The 15730-nt window shown below is 69.2% G+C and carries 18 protein-coding genes and 3 tRNA genes; 5 read left to right on the top strand and 16 right to left on the bottom strand.

Translation table 11 applies throughout. The features are described 5' to 3' along the window. Positions 1-34: 34 nt before the first annotated feature. From rplJ to QFZ76_RS30405, 8 genes are all read right to left on the bottom strand, one after another. Complete coding sequence (rplJ, locus tag QFZ76_RS30440) at positions 35-565, bottom strand: 50S ribosomal protein L10 (RefSeq protein ID WP_030039746.1); 531 nt, start codon at positions 563-565, stop codon at positions 35-37. Between the two features lie 283 nt (positions 566-848). Continuing rightward, positions 849-1013 (bottom strand): hypothetical protein, encoded by a 165-nt coding sequence (locus QFZ76_RS30435; RefSeq protein WP_307680392.1) that lies wholly within the window; start codon positions 1011-1013, stop codon positions 849-851. Positions 1014-1108: 95 nt separating this feature from the next. Continuing rightward, positions 1109-1969: a hypothetical protein gene (locus QFZ76_RS30430; RefSeq protein WP_307676696.1), complete on the bottom strand. Its 861-nt coding sequence runs from the start codon at positions 1967-1969 to the stop codon at positions 1109-1111. A 120-nt stretch (positions 1970-2089) separates the two neighbouring features. Next, the gene (gene rplA / locus QFZ76_RS30425; protein WP_307676695.1) at positions 2090-2815 is read right to left on the bottom strand and encodes a 50S ribosomal protein L1; all 726 of its coding nucleotides are present in this window, start codon (positions 2813-2815) and stop codon (positions 2090-2092) included. Between the two features lie 82 nt (positions 2816-2897). After that, entirely contained in the window at positions 2898-3332 is a 435-nt protein-coding gene (gene rplK, locus QFZ76_RS30420) for a 50S ribosomal protein L11 (RefSeq protein WP_266435150.1), read from the bottom strand. 148 nt (positions 3333-3480) lie between these two features. Next, positions 3481-4371 carry a transcription termination/antitermination protein NusG gene (nusG, locus tag QFZ76_RS30415; RefSeq protein WP_307676694.1) on the bottom strand — a complete coding sequence of 297 codons (891 nt, stop codon included), beginning with the start codon at positions 4369-4371 and terminating at the stop codon, positions 3481-3483. 77 nt (positions 4372-4448) lie between these two features. After that, complete coding sequence (secE, locus tag QFZ76_RS30410) at positions 4449-4736, bottom strand: preprotein translocase subunit SecE (RefSeq protein ID WP_030039741.1); 288 nt, start codon at positions 4734-4736, stop codon at positions 4449-4451. Between the two features lie 108 nt (positions 4737-4844). Beyond that, positions 4845-4917 (bottom strand) — tRNA-Trp (locus QFZ76_RS30405). A gap of 286 nt (positions 4918-5203) precedes the next feature. Between QFZ76_RS30405 and QFZ76_RS30400 the strand changes: the two genes are divergently transcribed. Together QFZ76_RS30400 and QFZ76_RS30395 are read left to right on the top strand one after the other, a co-directional pair. Further along, positions 5204-6430, top strand: a complete 1227-nt coding sequence (locus tag QFZ76_RS30400) for a pyridoxal phosphate-dependent aminotransferase (RefSeq protein ID WP_266435156.1) — start codon at positions 5204-5206, stop codon at positions 6428-6430. Positions 6431-6554: 124 nt separating this feature from the next. Further along, entirely contained in the window at positions 6555-7586 is a 1032-nt protein-coding gene (locus QFZ76_RS30395; RefSeq protein WP_266435158.1) for an adenosine deaminase, read from the top strand. A gap of 12 nt (positions 7587-7598) precedes the next feature. Here the strand turns inward: QFZ76_RS30395 and QFZ76_RS30390 are convergent, their stop codons facing one another. From QFZ76_RS30390 to QFZ76_RS30355, 8 genes are all read right to left on the bottom strand, one after another. Then, positions 7599-8654 (bottom strand): UDP-N-acetylmuramate dehydrogenase, encoded by a 1056-nt coding sequence (locus QFZ76_RS30390; protein ID WP_307676692.1) that lies wholly within the window; start codon positions 8652-8654, stop codon positions 7599-7601. Positions 8655-9168: 514 nt separating this feature from the next. Continuing rightward, positions 9169-10611 carry a DHA2 family efflux MFS transporter permease subunit gene (locus QFZ76_RS30385; RefSeq protein WP_307676691.1) on the bottom strand — a complete coding sequence of 481 codons (1443 nt, stop codon included), beginning with the start codon at positions 10609-10611 and terminating at the stop codon, positions 9169-9171. Positions 10612-10736: 125 nt separating this feature from the next. Next, the gene (locus tag QFZ76_RS30380) at positions 10737-11306 is read right to left on the bottom strand and encodes a TetR/AcrR family transcriptional regulator (protein ID WP_307676690.1); all 570 of its coding nucleotides are present in this window, start codon (positions 11304-11306) and stop codon (positions 10737-10739) included. A 127-nt stretch (positions 11307-11433) separates the two neighbouring features. Further along, complete coding sequence (locus tag QFZ76_RS30375; RefSeq protein WP_307676689.1) at positions 11434-11862, bottom strand: MaoC family dehydratase; 429 nt, start codon at positions 11860-11862, stop codon at positions 11434-11436. Positions 11863-11866: 4 nt separating this feature from the next. Beyond that, positions 11867-12319 (bottom strand): MaoC family dehydratase N-terminal domain-containing protein, encoded by a 453-nt coding sequence (locus QFZ76_RS30370; protein WP_266435169.1) that lies wholly within the window; start codon positions 12317-12319, stop codon positions 11867-11869. Positions 12320-12405: 86 nt separating this feature from the next. After that, on the bottom strand, positions 12406-12570 hold the full coding sequence (rpmG, locus tag QFZ76_RS30365; protein WP_003948671.1) for a 50S ribosomal protein L33: 165 nt from the start codon (positions 12568-12570) through the stop codon (positions 12406-12408). A gap of 96 nt (positions 12571-12666) precedes the next feature. After that, positions 12667-12739, bottom strand: a tRNA-Met gene (locus QFZ76_RS30360). 46 nt (positions 12740-12785) lie between these two features. Next, positions 12786-12858 (bottom strand) — tRNA-Thr (locus QFZ76_RS30355). Between the two features lie 313 nt (positions 12859-13171). Between QFZ76_RS30355 and QFZ76_RS30350 the strand changes: the two genes are divergently transcribed. The 3 genes from QFZ76_RS30350 to QFZ76_RS30340 all read left to right on the top strand — a co-directional run bounded on the left by QFZ76_RS30350 (position 13172) and on the right by QFZ76_RS30340 (position 15679). Beyond that, on the top strand, positions 13172-14470 hold the full coding sequence (locus QFZ76_RS30350; RefSeq protein ID WP_307676688.1) for an amidohydrolase family protein: 1299 nt from the start codon (positions 13172-13174) through the stop codon (positions 14468-14470). 172 nt (positions 14471-14642) lie between these two features. Beyond that, complete coding sequence (locus QFZ76_RS30345; RefSeq protein ID WP_307676687.1) at positions 14643-15299, top strand: SDR family oxidoreductase; 657 nt, start codon at positions 14643-14645, stop codon at positions 15297-15299. 2 nt (positions 15300-15301) lie between these two features. After that, positions 15302-15679, top strand: a complete 378-nt coding sequence (locus QFZ76_RS30340; RefSeq protein ID WP_307676686.1) for a nuclear transport factor 2 family protein — start codon at positions 15302-15304, stop codon at positions 15677-15679. Positions 15680-15730: the final 51 nt, after the last annotated feature.

The following is a 15730-nucleotide window of genomic DNA, read 5'->3' as shown; positions in this document are numbered from 1 at the left end:
GAAGCCTCAGGCAGCGATCATTTCGGGAGCCGAGTTACTCGGCACCGCCCTGCTCGTCCTGCTTGGCACGAAGCGCGTCCACGGTGCGGACGAGCTTCGACGGGAGCGCCTGGAAGACCTGAGCAGCCTGAGTCTGCTTGCCCTTGAAGGCACCCGCCAGCTTGGAGAGCAGAACCTCGCGGGACTCGAGGTCCGCAAGCTTCTTGATCTCGTCGGCGGACAGCGCCTTGCCGTCAAGGACACCGCCCTTGATGACGAGGTTCGGGTTGTCCTTGGCGAAGTCACGAAGACCCTTCGCCGACTCCACCGGGTCACCGGTGACGAAGGCGACTGCCGTCGGACCGTTGAACAGGTCGTCGAGCGTAGAGATCCCGGCCTCGTTGGCCGCAATCTTGGTCAGCGTGTTCTTCACCACGGCGTACTGGGCGTTCTCACCGAGCGAACGACGCAGCGTCTTGAGCTGCGCCACGGTGAGACCCCGGTACTCGGTCAGCACGGCGGCATTCGAGCTACGGAACTGCTCCGCGAGCTCGGCCACCGCGGCAGCCTTGTCGGGCCTTGCCATAGAGCGTCGGCCTCCTTCCGGGTGATGAGGACCGCTCAGAAGGGGCTGGGACGAACGAAACGCCCCGGCGCAGGCGCACGGGGCGTAGCTCGACCGGCATTCGCAACGCGAGCAGCGAACTCCGGGAGCACATCCACGGTCACCTGCGCGGGTCGTCCGCAGTTCAGCGGATCCTTCGGCCACCGCGCCCTCTTACGAGCACACGGCAACGACCAGCGGTCTTTGGCTTCCTGAGGAGAGTACGCGACGGGATCGCCGTCGAGCAAATCCGCCCGTACGGGGCTCAGCGCGCGGCGTCTGCCATGGAGTCCATCGCCTCGGCGATGTCGACGGTGTCCTTCGCCGGCGGGGCCGTGACCGTCACCGGGGCTCCCCCGCCCATGTACATGACCTTGTCCACGAACCGGATCTCCGCGACCTGGTCCGACCCTCGGTCGAGCGCCGTCATCTTCGGCGACTCCTCCGCCGCCGTCCCGCAGCCCGCGGCACCGGCGGCCAGGAGCAGTGCGGCAACTCCGGCGCCTGCCGTGAATTCCCTGTGGCTCAGGGGGTGTTGCCGAGCGCGCCCTGCTGCTTCAGGAGCTCCTTGAAGTCCTCGGTGTCGTCGGCCGGAGGCTTTTGCACGGAGACCCGCACGCCGTAGTCGCTGTAGTACGCGGTCTGGGTCAGCTCGCCGGTGGCCATCCGGCCCTTTTCGACCTTCTTGACCAGCAGGTCCTGGGCGTCGACCCAGATGTCGACGGTCTGTGTGGTCACCCCGGCCCCTTCCAGCTGCTGCCGCAGCTCGGCGTCGGCGACGTCGCTCACCTCGACCGTGCCGGAGTAGTGCGTGGTGGGCTGCCCGCTCACCGTCTCCGCGCCGACCTCGCGCACGTCCTCGCAGTCCAGGAGCAGCTTCACCGACTGGTTGGGCGTGGTGTTGCGCATCTGGTCGGCGAAGTTCGCGCCACCGCCGCCGAGGGCCTCGAGATCGTCGTAGACGTACCTGAGCCAGTGCTTGCCGCCGGCCTTCTCGGCGAACGCGTCGCCCATCCGCGCGTAGTAGGCGTCGGACAGATAGCGGGCCTCCATCGACGTGATGCCGAGGCCGCGCATCGTCTCGGCCGTGGTGCCGCCGGTGTACGTGATGGTCAGGGTGCCGGTGAGCGCGCTGCCCCAGTCGAGGGCGCCCACGGACTCGACGGACAGTTGGGTGCCCATGGCGGTGGTGGACCGGACCCTGGCCGACTCGGCCCGGTCGGTGGACCGCTCGGCCAGGCGCAGGGCCGGGAGGAACTCGGAGGTCGCCGCACGGTCGTTCTCGGGCTTCGGGGAGGGCTCGGAGGAGGTACAGGCGGTCAGCACCGTCAGTGCGGCCGCCATCGCGACCGAGCGGACACCGCGTCGCCCCGTCGTGCACTTCATACGTCCCCCTGTGCCATCGCCCTGTGCGCACGCTAACCCAGGGCACAGTCCCCTCACACAGGAACGGGCCCCGCACCGAGAAGGTGCGGGGCCCGTCGCCGACCAGGCGAGCCGTCAGGCTCAGACCGCAGCCGGGTCCTCCTCGACAAGGAGGTTGCGGGTGCGGTTCGGGTCGAGCGGAATGCCGGGGCCGATCGTGGTGCTGATCGCGGCCTTCTTGATGTAGCGACCCTTGGCGGCGGAGGGCTTCAGACGAAGGATCTCGTCCAGGGCCGCGCCGTAGTTCTCCACCAGCTGGGTGTCGTCGAAGGACGCCTTGCCGATGATGAAGTGCAGGTTCGAGTGCTTGTCGACGCGGAACTCGATCTTGCCGCCCTTGATCTCGTTGACGGCCTTGACGACGTCAGGAGTCACGGTGCCGGTCTTCGGGTTGGGCATCAGACCACGCGGGCCGAGGACACGGCCGAGGCGGCCGACCTTGCCCATGAGGTCCGGGGTGGCGACGACGGCGTCGAAGTCCAGACGGCCCTTCGACACCTCGTCGATGAGCTCGTCGGCGCCGACGATGTCGGCGCCCGCGGCACGAGCGGCCTCGGCACGGTCACCGGTCGCGAAGACCAGGACCCGGGCGGTCTTGCCGGTGCCGTGCGGGAGGTTCACGGTGCCACGGACCATCTGGTCGGCCTTGCGCGGGTCGACACCCAGACGGAAGGCGACCTCGACGGTGCCGTCGAACTTGCTCGTGGAGGTCTCCTTGGCGAGGCGGACGGCCTCGAGCGGGGCGTAGAACTTGTCCCGGTCGATCTTGGCGTCCGCAGCGCGGAGAGACTTGCTGCGCTTGCTCACTACTGCTCCTGTGTGTTCTTGAGGAGTCGTGGTGTGGGCCGAGCAGGCCCTGCCACTTCTTCTGCTCTGCGGGGGTTGGGGCTCAGCCCTCGACCGTGACGCCCATGGAACGCGCGGTACCGGCGATGATCTTCGCGGCGGCGTCCAGGTCGTTGGCGTTGAGGTCGGCGAGCTTGGTGGTGGCGATCTCGCGGACCTGCGCCTCGGTGATCTTGGCGACCTTGGTCTTGTGCGGCTCGCCGGAGCCCTTCTCGATGCCCGCGGCCTTGAGGATCATCTTGGCGGCCGGCGGCGTCTTGGTGATGAAGGTGAAGGAGCGGTCCTCGTAGACCGTGATCTCCACCGGGATCACCCAGCCACGCTGCGACTCGGTCGCGGCGTTGTACGCCTTGCAGAACTCCATGATGTTGACGCCGTGCTGACCCAGCGCGGGGCCGACCGGCGGCGCCGGGTTGGCGGCACCGGCCTGGATCTGGAGCTTGATGAGCCCCGTGACCTTCTTCTTCTTGGGAGGCATTCCGGGTCCTCTGTCTTTTCTGTCAGTTTCCTGATGCCCGAAGGCAACCGCACAACCCTAACGGGTATCTCTGCGCGGCTAAAAACCGAGCAGGTCAGACAGGCTGCGAAGCCGTCTGACCTGAACGGTGGCTTTGTCGCCGAAGGCGTTAGTTCTTCTGGATCTGGTCGAACGAGAGCTCGACCGGAGTCTCGCGGCCGAAGATCTCCACGAGGCCCTTGACCTTCTTCGAGTCGGGGTTGATCTCGTTGATGGTCGCCTGCAGCGTGGCGAACGGGCCGTCGGTGACGGTGACCGAGTCGCCGACCTCGAAGTCCAGCACCTGGACCTCGACCTTGCGCTGCGGAGCCGGCTTGCCCTCGGCCTCGGCGGCCTCGCGGGCGGCCTTCTCCTCGGCCTCCGGGGCGAGCATCTTGACGATCTCGTCCAGGGTCAGCGGGTACGGGTCGTAGGCGTTGCCCACGAAGCCGGTGACGCCGGGGGTGTTGCGGACGACGCCCCAGGACTCGTTCGTCAGGTCCATGCGCACCAGCACGTAGCCGGGGAGCTTGTTCTGGCGGATGGTCTTGCGCTCGCCGTTCTTGATCTGCGCGACCTCTTCCTGCGGCACTTCGGCCTGGAAGATGAAGTCCTCGACATTCAGCGAGACGGCACGCTGTTCGAGGTTGGTCTTCACGCGGTTCTCGTAACCGGCGTACGTGTGGATGACGTACCACTCGCCGGGGAGGGTGCGCAGTTCCTCGCGCAGGGCGGCGACGGGGTCGACCGGCTCGGCCGGCTCCTCCTCGACGTCCTCTTCCGCTTCCGCTTCGTCTTCCGCGACGGTCTCGTCGGCGGCGGACTCGTCGGCGTCAGTCTCGTCCGCGACGGTCTCGTCCTCGTCCTCGACGTGCACGGCGGCGTCCTCGGCGGGCTCACCAGCGTCGGCGTCGGCAGCCTCGACCTCGTCCAGATCCTCGTCCGCGCCCTCGACGATGTCGAGTTCGTCTTCCACGGACTCGTCCGGCTCGACGGCCTCGTTCAGGTTCGGGTCAGACACGGTGGCTGCTTCTTCCTGGATACATGGGGGTGGAACACGCGAAAGGGGCGCCGGTGACGGCGCCCTTCGCTCTTGGCTCAGCCAAAGACGTACTTGGCGGCGTGGTCGAGTCCATAGTCAATCACGGTGACCAGGCCGATCATGATGACGACGAAGACGATCACGACGGTCGTGTACGTCGTCAGCTGGCTGCGCGTAGGCCAGACGACCTTGCGCAGCTCGGCGACAATCTGACGATAGAAGAGAGCGAGGCGCTTCAGCGGGCCCTTCTTGGCACGCTTTCCGCCCTTACGAGTCTTCTTCTTGGACTCCGGCGCCTCGTCCTCGGCATCAGGCATGTCGATGGAGCCCACGGCGTCCGTCACTCGTCCTCACCTGATTCCGGGTCGTGGCCGTGCCGCGCCCGGTCTGAGCCGCACGGCGGTGCATTGCTGTACGTACATGCGCACACATCCTGGCGAAGGAGTGTGTAGCAGGGCCGGAGGGACTTGAACCCCCAACCGCTGGTTTTGGAGACCAGTGCTCTACCAATTGAGCTACGACCCTTTGTGTGTTCCCCAACAACGTACCGCATCCGACCGAGTGCTCGGTGTGCACCGATTGAGCGCAGCCTGCTGAAGGCCAACGAGGTGAGAGTGTACGTGTTCTGTGGCCCATCGTCGAACAGAAAGTGCCCGTGGGCGCCCTGTCGACGGAAGAACGGCGGAAGATCGACTGTGGATCGCCCTGGCCGCGGCCGGGTTCCGGACGGGTGTTCCGGGGTTTGCCCGTACATGTTCAGTCTGTGAAACCCGCGTGCCGGGGTGGTTTCCGGTCTGAAACGATGGGCCCCATGAGCGCTGCAACCCCTCCCACCGAGCGCCGGGTCTCCGCCCGAGTCGGCGCGATCTCCGAGTCCGCCACTCTCGCCGTGGATGCCAAGGCCAAGGCCCTGAAGGCCGCCGGGCGGCCGGTGATCGGCTTCGGCGCCGGTGAGCCCGACTTCCCGACCCCGGACTACATCGTCGAGGCGGCCGTCGAGGCCTGCAAGAACCCGAAGTACCACCGCTACACGCCGGCCGGTGGTCTGCCCGAGCTGAAGGCCGCGATCGCCGCGAAGACGCTGCGCGACTCGAACTACGAGGTCGACCCGGCGCAGATCCTCGTCACCAACGGCGGCAAGCAGGCCATCTACGAGGCCTTCGCCGCGATCCTCGACCCGGGCGACGAGGTCATCGTCCCGGCGCCGTACTGGACGACGTACCCGGAGTCGATCCGGCTGGCCGGCGGTGTCCCGGTCGACGTGGTCGCGGACGAGACGACCGGCTACCGCGTCAGCGTCGAGCAGCTGGAGGCGGCCCGCACCGAGAAGACGAAGGTCGTCCTCTTCGTCTCCCCCTCGAACCCGACCGGCGCGGTCTACAGCGCCGAGGACGCCGAGGCGATCGGCCGCTGGGCCGTCGAGCACGGCCTGTGGGTCATGACGGACGAGATCTACGAGCACCTGGTCTACGGCGACGCGACCTTCACGTCCCTGCCCGCGATCCTGCCGGAGCTGCGCGACAAGTGCATCGTGGTCAACGGTGTCGCGAAGACGTACGCCATGACGGGCTGGCGGGTCGGCTGGATCATCGGCCCGAAGGACGTCGTGAAGGCGGCGACGAACCTCCAGTCGCACGCCACGTCGAACGTGTCGAACGTGGCGCAGGTCGCGGCGCTGGCCGCGGTGTCGGGCGGACTGGACGCCGTCGCGACGATGCGGGAGGCCTTCGACCGCCGCCGCAAGACGATCGTGCGGATGCTCAACGAGATCGACGGCGTCGTCTGCCCCGAACCCGAGGGCGCCTTCTACGCCTATCCCTCGGTGAAGGGTCTGCTCGGCAAGGAGATCCGCGGCAAGCGCCCGCAGGACACCGTCGCGCTGGCCGCGCTGATCCTGGAGGAGGCCGAGGTCGCGGTCGTTCCGGGCGAGGCCTTCGGTACGCCGGGCTATCTGCGGCTGTCGTACGCCCTGGGGGACGAGGACCTCGTCGAGGGGGTCTCGCGGATCCAGAAGCTGCTGGCGGAGGCGCGGGACTGATTTTGGTCACAGGGCGGCCAGCTCCGGTTTTTTCGGAGGTGGCCGCCCTGTTTGTTTGTGCGAGCAAGACCACTAAAGGGGAAAGCGCTACCGGGACGGCGGGGACGTACGGCAGGATCCTGGAATGGAGCGTGTACGTGATGTCTCTGAGCTGCCGAAAGCCCATCTGCACCTGCACTTCACCGGTTCGATGCGGCCCGGCACCGTGCTGGAACTGGCCGACAAGTACGGCGTGCGTCTGCCCGAGACGCTCAGCGAAGCCCTGATCAGCGGGGAACCGCCCAAACTACGGGCGACGGACGAACGGGGCTGGTTCCGTTTCCAGCGCCTGTACGACGCGGCGCGCTCGTGCCTGAGAGAGCCCGAGGACATCCAGCGGCTGGTGCGGGAGGCCGCGGAGGAGGATGTGAAGGACGGCTCGGGCTGGCTGGAGATTCAGGTCGACCCGACCTCGTACGCCCCGAGGCTGGGCGGACTGATCCCGGCCCTGGAAGTCATCCTGGACGCGGTGGAGACGACCTCGCGGGAGACCGGGCTGGGCATGCGCGTCCTGGTCGCCGCGAACCGTATGAAGCACCCTCTGGACGCGCGCACGCTGGCCCGTCTCGCGGTGCGGTACGCCGACCGGGGCGTCGTCGGCTTCGGGCTCTCCAACGACGAACGCCGGGGCATGGCGAGGGACTTCGACCGGGCCTTCGCCATCGCGCGGGAGGGCGGTCTGCTGTCGGCGCCGCACGGGGGCGAGCTCACAGGGCCGTACTCGGTACGGGACTGCCTGGACGACCTGCATGCGAACCGGCTCGGTCACGGGGTCCGGGCGGCGGAGGATCCGCGCCTGCTGAAGCGGCTCGCGGAGCGGGGCGTGACGTGTGAGGTGTGTCCGGCGTCGAACGTGGCGCTGGGTGTGTACGAGAAGCCTGAGGACGTGCCGCTGCGGACGTTGTTCGAGGCGGGTGTGCCGATGGCGCTGGGGGCCGACGATCCGCTTCTTTTCGGCTCTCGTCTGGCCGCCCAGTACGAGATCGCCCGCCGGCACCATGCCTTCACGGACCTGGAGCTGGCGGAGCTGGCCCGTCAGTCCATTCGGGGGTCGGCGGCGCCCGAGGACATGAAGGGGAAGCTGTTGGCGGGGGTGGAGGACTGGCTGGCCGGCTGACGGCCGGCGCCTTTACAGGCTGACGCCGACCGTCACCGGTTCGTTGACGAGGGTGACCCCGAAGGCGTCTTCGACACCCGTGACCACCTCGCGGGCCAGGGTGAGGAGGTCCTCGGTGGTCGCCGAGCCGCGGTTGGTGAGGGCGAGGGTGTGCTTGGTGGAGATGCGGGCCGGGCCGGTGCCGTATCCCTTGGTGAAGCCGGCCTTGTCGATCAGCCAGGCGGCGGAGGTCTTGGTGCGGCCCTCCCCTGCCGGGTACGCGGGAGGCTCCACACCTTCGCCCAGGCGCGCACGTACGCGCGCGTGGAAGGCTTCGAACTCCTCCTGGGTGAGGATCGGGTTGGTGAAGAAGGACCCGGCCGACCAGGTGTCGTGGTCCTCGGGGTCCAGGACCATGCCCTTGCCGGAACGCAGCTTGAGGACGGTCTCGCGGGCGTCCGCGAGCGGCACGCGGTCGCCGGGTTCGACGCCCAGGGCTCGGGCCGTCTCGGCGTACTTGACCGGGCCGGACAGTCCGTCGGCGTCCTCCACCTCGAAGCGGACGCGTAGGACGACGTAACGCTCGGGGGTGGCCTTGAAGCGGCTGTGGCGGTACGAGAAGGCGCAGTCGGCGTTCGGGATCGTGACCGTCTCGTGCGTGGTCCGGTCGTAGGCGATCACCTCGGTGATCGTCGAGGAGACCTCCTGGCCGTACGCGCCCACGTTCTGGATGGGGGTCGCGCCGGCGGAGCCGGGGATGCCGGCCAGGCACTCGATGCCGGCGAGTCCCGCCTCCACGGTGCGGGCCACGGCGTCGGTCCACACCTCGCCGGCGGCGAGCTCCAGCCGGGTGCCGTCGAGGGCGAAGCCCTTGGTGGCGATGACGAGCGCGGTGCCGTCGAAGCCCTTGTCGCCGATGACCAGGTTCGATCCGCCGCCGATGAGCAACAGGGGCGTCCCGCTGTCGTCCGCCTCGCGGACTGCGGCGATCACCTCGGCGTCGGTCGTCGCGGTGACCAGACGGGCCGCGGGACCGCCCAGCCGGAAGGTGGTCAGCGGGGCGAGGGGGGCGTCGTGGAGTTCCTGCACGCGCTCAAGAGTACGAGACGGGGGGCGAGGCGTTGTGCCTGCGGCGGCCTGTGCGGGTTGGGTGGGGGTGCGCGTAGCGCCGTGCGTTGGGTGGTGGGTCGGGGCCGCGCCGGGGGTGTCCGTCCTCGGAACGGCGCGGAATCGGTCGGCCAGGGAGGTACCGGCGTTGACGCGCCAACCGCTGCGGGCGGACACCCCCCGACACGTCCCCTTCCCGCCGTACGCGACTGCGGGAGCGTCCACCTTCCGACCGACCACCTCTCGGGGCGACACTCACCTGTCGGCCAACCGAGTCAGGTGGCAGGTGGAGACCATCCCCAGCCCCCACCCACCCGCTGAGGGCACAGCCCCAGGCGTGAGGCCCGCCCCTCGACCCACCGAGTCGGGTGGTGGGTGGGCATAGGCCGGGGGTCTGGGGGCGGAGCCCCCAGGGGCGCCCGCGCCCAGACGCCGGGTGACTGGGAACGCGGGGTACCCGAACCCAAGCCACCACCCGACACCGACCCCGCGACACTCACCGAGAAGCCGTCTCCCTCACCGGCGCCGCCACCGCATCCTCCGTCGCCGCCAGCCGCGCGGCACTCTTCCGTCCCGGGATCAGCAACGCCGCGATCCCGGCGACAGCCACCACCGCCGCCCCCGTCACCAACGCCGGCCGCAGCCCGTCGACGAAGGCCTGCCCGCTCTCGTAACCACCCTGCGCTGCGAAGATCGACGCCATGACGGCGATGCCGAGCGCGCCGCCGACCTCGCGCAGGGCGTTGTTCGCGCCGGAGGCGATGCCCTGTTCGTGGGCGCGGACGCTGGACATCACCAGGTTGGCGGCGGGAGCGAAGTACAGGGCCATGCCGACGCCGCTGATGATCAGGCCGGGCAGCTGGGCACCGTAGGACGCGTCGGCGGTGACCACGGAGGCCATCCAGGCGAGGCCGGCCGCCTGGAGGAAGAGGCCGGCGGCGACGACGGGGCGGCCGCCGATGCGGTCGGAGAGTATGCCCGCGATGGGCGCCACGAGCATCGGCATGCCAGTCCAGGGCAGCATCCGCAGGCCCGCCTCGGTGGGCGAGTAGCCGAGTACGCCCTGCATGTACTGGCTGAGCAGGAAGATCGACCCGAACATGCCGAGGAACATCAGGAGGCTGGCCGCGTTGATCCCGGAGAAGGCGCGGGAACGGAACAGCCGCATCGGCAGCATGGGGTGCTTGGCGCGGGTGCTGTAGAAGACGAAGCCGGTGAGCAGCGCCGTCCCGGTGAACAGGCCGGTCAGGACGAGAGGGCTGGTCCAGCCGTCGACGGGGCTGCGGACCAGGCCGTAGACGATCCCGAAGAGGCCGCTGCTGGCGAGCACGGTGCCGAGTACGTCGAGCCGGGCATCGGAGCCGCGGGACTCGGCCAGTCGGAGTCGGGCGAGCGGCAGCAGGGCGATGCCCAGCGGGACGTTCAGCCAGAAGATCCACTGCCAGGAGATGTGTTCGGTGAGGCTGCCGCCGATGAGCGGGCCGGAGGCGACAGCGAGTCCGTTGACGGCGCCCCAGATGCCGTACGCCATTCCGCGCTTGGCGGCGGGCACGGCCGCCGTGAGAAGGGTGAGCGTCAGCGGCATCATGATCGCCGCGCCTACACCCTGGACCGCGCGGGCGGCGATGAGGGAGTCGATGCCGGGCGCCATGGCCGCCGCGGCGGACGCTGCAGTGAAGACCGCCGTGCCGATGATGAAGAGCCGGCGGCGGCCGAAGCGGTCGCCGAGCGCCGCGCCGAACATGAGGAAGACGGCGAAGGTGAGCGTGTAGGCGCTCACCGTCCATTCCAGGTCGTCCAGCGCTCCCCCGAGGTCCTTGCGGATGGAGGGCAGGGCGGTGGTGACGACGAGGTTGTCGAGAGCCGCCATGAATCCGGCGACGCTGGTGATGACGAGGGCCCAGACGGCTCCCCCGCGACGTGCTGTCTGCTGTGACATCTCTCCCCCAGAGAGTGATCAGAGCGTGACCAGAGAGTGTTGAGCGACTGATCACCAAGATCGGTTAGTTATTGATGACTAACTTTCACGCGCATAAAGAGGCACTTATGACGCCTTCTTGTTTCCTAGTGCTCCAGCCGGCCCTTGGCCCGCGCCGACGGATAGAGCCCTTCCCAGACCCGGTGCTCGGGCGGGAAGCCCATGGCGACCAGGCAGTTGATGAGCATTCCGTACGCCAGGAAGGCCGTCGTCTCGTTGACGTCGGCACCGAGGGGCAGGTGGACGGTGTCCCACAGCCGCATCCAGCCGGCCCGCACCGCTTCGCCGAACTCGTGCTCACCGGCCTCCTCGGCGGCAGCCACGGCGACGTACATCTGCATCTGCATCATCAGCTGCTCGGGCTGCTCCGCGATGACCTTGGTGTACGCGTTCCCCATGGCATGGAGGGCCTCTTCGCCCTCGAGCCCTTCGGCGGCCTCCTTGAAGGTGCGGATGGTGTCCTCCACACACCGCTCGGCCGCCGCGAGGAAGATCGCCTTCTTTCCCGGGAAGAGCCGGAAGAGATACGGCTGCGAGACGCCGACCCGCTTGGCGATCGCCTCGGTCGAGGTGCCGTGATATCCACCACGGGCGAACTCGGCCGTCGCCGCACGGATGACACTCTCGCGCCTTTCCTCTGCGCTCATCCTGACCATGCCAGTAAGTTAGTACTTAATCACTAACCACGTCAAGGCTGCCGGACTTAGCCCTTTAAGTGGCGAGATGCGCCTATGCGTAAGGGGCGCCCCTCAATGGAGGACGCCCCTTACTGCTGCTCCAGGGTCAGGCCAGTCGTACGACCGCCCGCGACATCCCCAGCACTTTCTGCCCGGCACTGGTCGCGGTGAGGTCGACGCGGACCGTGTTGTCGTCGAGCTTGGCCGCGACCTTGCCGCTGACCTCGATGGTGGTGCCCTGGTCGTCGTTCGGGACGACGACGGGCTTGGTGAAGCGGACGCCGTACTGGACGACCGATCCCGGGTCGCCGGCCCAGTCGGTGACCACGCGGATCGCCTCGGCCATGGTGAACATGCCGTGCGCGATGACGTCCGGCAGCCCGACCTCCTTGGCGAACTTCTCGTTCCAGTGGATCGGGTTGAAGTCGCCGGAGGCGCCGGCGTACTGGACGAGGGTGGCCCGGGTCACGGAGAAGGTCTGGGCGGGCAGCTCGGTGCCGACCTCGACGTCGCTGTACGCGATCTTGGCGGTCATCTGCTCACGCCTCCTCGGCCGCACGGGCCACGAGCTTGGTCCAGGCGGTCACGACGTGCTCGCCGGCCTCGTCGTGGACCTCTCCCCGGATGTCCAGGATGTCGTTGCCCGCCATGGACTTGATCGCCTCGATGGTCGAGGTGACGGCGAGCCGGTCACCGGCGCGCACAGGGCGGACGTATTCGAACTTCTGGTCGCCGTGTACCACCCGGCTGTAGTCGAGGCCGAGCTGCGGGTCCTGGACGACCTGTCCCGCTGCCTTGAAGGTGATCGAGAACACGAAGGTCGGCGGGGCGATCACATCGGGGTGACCGAGCGCCTTGGCGGCCTCCGGGTCCGTGTACGCCGGGTTGGCGTCCCCCACCGCCTCCGCGAACTCACGGATCTTCTCCCGGCCCACCTCGTAGGGGTCGGTGGGCGGGTAGCTCCGCCCGACGAAGGACTGGTCGAGCGCCATGGCTCGGCACCTCCTGAAGTCTGCTGTACCGAAACGACGTGAGGCCGCCCCCCGACTGCGGGGGCGGCCTCACGTACGAGCCTGATTTATCGCGTTTCGCGGTGCGCGGTGTGCGCGTTGCAACGCGGGCAGTGCTTCTTCATCTCCAGTCGGTCCGGGTTGTTACGCCGGTTCTTCTTGGTGATGTAGTTCCGCTCCTTGCACTCCACGCAGGCCAGCGTGATCTTCGGGCGGACGTCGGTGGCAGCCACAGGAGTGCTCCTTGACGAACGGATGGGACGGTTTAAGCATTAACGCATAGAAGAGTAGCCGATCGAAGGACCGACCCCACAATCGGCTACTGTCAGTAGCGGTGACCGGACTTGAACCGGTGACACAGCGATTATGAGCCGCTTGCTCTACCGACTGAGCTACACCGCTGAGATGCGATCGGGCCCCGCCTTGCGACGGGAACCTTTCACACCAGAGCCCCAATACGGAATCGAACCGTAGACCTTCTCCTTACCATGGAGACGCTCTGCCGACTGAGCTATTGGGGCGAGCGATGAAGACATTACACGCTCGCCCGCCGTTCGCCCAAATCCGTTTCGCGGCTCCCGTCCTGCCCCGATCTGCGGTCCTCCCACGGGCCTCGCAGGCCCCTCCGGTGCAGCGGACCACACCGGTACGACTATTGCGCTCCTCCCTGTCGCGAGCGGGTGGTCACCCTAGGCTCGACTCACTCTGCGTGATCTTGTGCCCCCTTGCGATCCCTTCCGCAGTCCTTAGCCAGCAGTCCCCGAGCCCCCTCCGCAGTCCCCGAGCCCTCTCCGTAGTCCCCGAGCCCCGCAGGCCCCGAGCCCCTGGAGCGCGATGCCCGACAGTCAGCCGCAGCCGCCCCCCTCCCCGTCCGGTTCGTCGTCCTCGTCCTCGTCCGGTTCGTCGTCGAGTTCGCCGTCCGGACGGGCCGAGGGGGCGTCTCTCCTGTTGTGCGGCGCGCGGCTCGCGGACGGCCGGGCCGTGGACGTACGGCTGGGCGGCGGGCGCATCGAGGCGGTCGGTACGGCGGGGAGTCTCTCGGCGGGCGGGGCACGCGCGCGTGGCGCGCGCCTGGACCTCGGTGGGTATCTGCTCCTGCCGGCCCCGGTCGAGCCGCACGCCCACGCCGACACCGCACTGTCCGCCGACGACGAGGGTCCGGTCTCGTACGACATCCAGGATGTCCGGCGTCGGGCCACCGAGGCCGCCCTGCTGCAACTCGGGCACGGGGCCACCGCGCTGCGGGCACACGTGCGCGTGGGCGACGTCCCGGGGCTCGGCACGCTGGCCGCCGTACTCCGGGCACAGCGGGCGCTGCGCGGGTTCACCGAGCTGACGACCGTGGCGATGCCGAGGGTGCTGACCGGGGTGGCCGGGGCCGACGGGCTCGCGATGCTGCGGGACGCGATGAAGATGGGCGCCTCCGTGGTGGGCGGCTGTCCGGATCTCGACCCCGATCCGACGGGCTATGTGCAGGCCGTCCTGGACGTCGCCTCCGAACACGGCTGCCCCGTGGACCTGCACACCGACGCCACCGACCCGGCCCGCCTGTCCCGGCTCGCGGCCATGGCCGGCGGACTGCGCCCTGGAGTGACTCTCGCGCCCTGCGGCGGTCTGGGGCGCCTGCCCGCCGAGGTCGCGTCCCGGACCGCCGACCAGCTCGCGGCGGCCGGCGTGGCGGTGGTGTGCCTGCCGCAGGGCGGCTGCGGAGGTGTCGACCGGCGGGGCACGGCTCCGGTACGGCTGCTGCGCGCGGCCGGAGTGCGGGTGGCCGCGGGCAGCGGCGCTCTGCGGGACGTCTCGAACCCCGTCGGGCGCGGCGACCCGCTGGAGGCTGCCTATCTCCTGGCCTCCCGCTACGGCCTGCGGCCCGAGGAGGCGTACGACGCGGTGAGCGCGTCGGCCCGAGCGGTGCTGGGTCTGCCGGAGGTACGCGTGGAGGCCGGGTTCCCGGCCGAGTTGCTCGCGGTACGCGGTGAACGACTGGCGGGGGCGCTCTCGCTCGCGTACAGCCGCATCGTGGTGCACCGGGGGCGCGTGGTGGCGCGGACGAGCGCGGTACGGGAGTACTGCGACACGGCTGCGTCTGCGGAGTTGGGGCTGCCTCGGCAAGGGCGCGGGCAGTTGTCGTAGGGGCCGTTGTCGAAGGGGCCGTTGTCGAAGGGGGCAAGCGTCGTAGGGGCTGGCGTCCTAGGGGGGCAGTTGTCGAAGGGGCGGTCACCGGGCCGTGTGCCTGATGTGTAGGCCCTGAGGTGTGGCCAGAGTCGTGCGGCGGATGCGGCGGTCCGGGCGTACGGTCGGAAGCATGCGCATTGTCATCGCTGGTGGTCATGGTCAGATCGCGCTGCGGCTGGAGCGTCTGCTCGCCGCGCGCGGAGACGAGGTCGCGGGGATCATCCGCCGCACCGAACAGGGCGACGACCTGCGGGAGGCCGGTGCCGAACCGGTGCTGCTGGACCTGGAGTCGGCCTCGGTCGAGGAGGTCGCGGCGCAGCTGCGGGGCGCCGACGCGGCGGTCTTCGCGGCGGGCGCGGGTCCGGGCAGCGGGGTGGCCCGCAAGGACACGGTCGACAAGGGTGCGGCGGTGCTCTTCGCGGACGCGGCGGTCCAGGCGGGCGTACGGCGCTTCGTGGTCGTGTCGTCCATGGGCGCGGATCCGGCACACGAGGGCAGCGAGGTCTTCGACGTCTACCAGCGCGCCAAGGGCGAGGCGGACGCGTACGTGAGCGGACTGGACGCCCTGGAGTGGACGATCCTGCGCCCCGGTTCACTGACGAACGACGCCGGCACCGGTCTCGTACGGCTGGAGGCGCACACCGGCCGGGGCGCGGTGCCGCGGGACGATGTGGCCGCCGTACTCGCGGAGTTGGTGGATTCCCCGGCGACTGCCGGGCTGACCCTGGAACTGGTCAGCGGGCCCTCGCCGGTGTCGGTGGCGGTGAAGTCGGTGGCGGGGAACTGAAGATGGCCGCCGAGGGGGTGCCGGCCGCACGCGAGGCGTTGCTGCGGCGGATGTACGAGGTGTTCTCCACCGACGAGCGGGACGTCTTTCTCGCGCGGTGCCTGGCCCCGGACGTGGACTGGCCGAACATGCTGGACGGGGTCCGGCTGCACGGCCGCGAGGCGGTACGCGCGTACTGGGCACGGCAGTTCGCGGCCGGCCATCCCCTCGTAGGGCTGGAAGGGCTGCGGCTCGACGGGGACGGCGAGGCGGTGGTGGCGACCGTACGACTCGGGATGCGGGACGCGAGCGGGGAGCACTGGGCCGGGACGGTCGAGCATGTGTACCGGTTCGACGGGGACGGGTTGGTGACGCGGATGGACGTACGGACCGGTTCGTAGCGGTACGCGGCCGGCCGCGGGGCTCGCGCCCAGAACCTCGCAGAGCGTCCT

Origin of the sequence: Streptomyces sp. V4I2 (assembly GCF_030817655.1) — a bacterium.
GTDB lineage: Bacteria > Actinomycetota > Actinomycetes > Streptomycetales > Streptomycetaceae > Streptomyces > Streptomyces plumbiresistens.
Note: the sequence above shows the minus strand (reverse complement) of the source record. Positions and strands in the feature narration are given on the sequence as shown.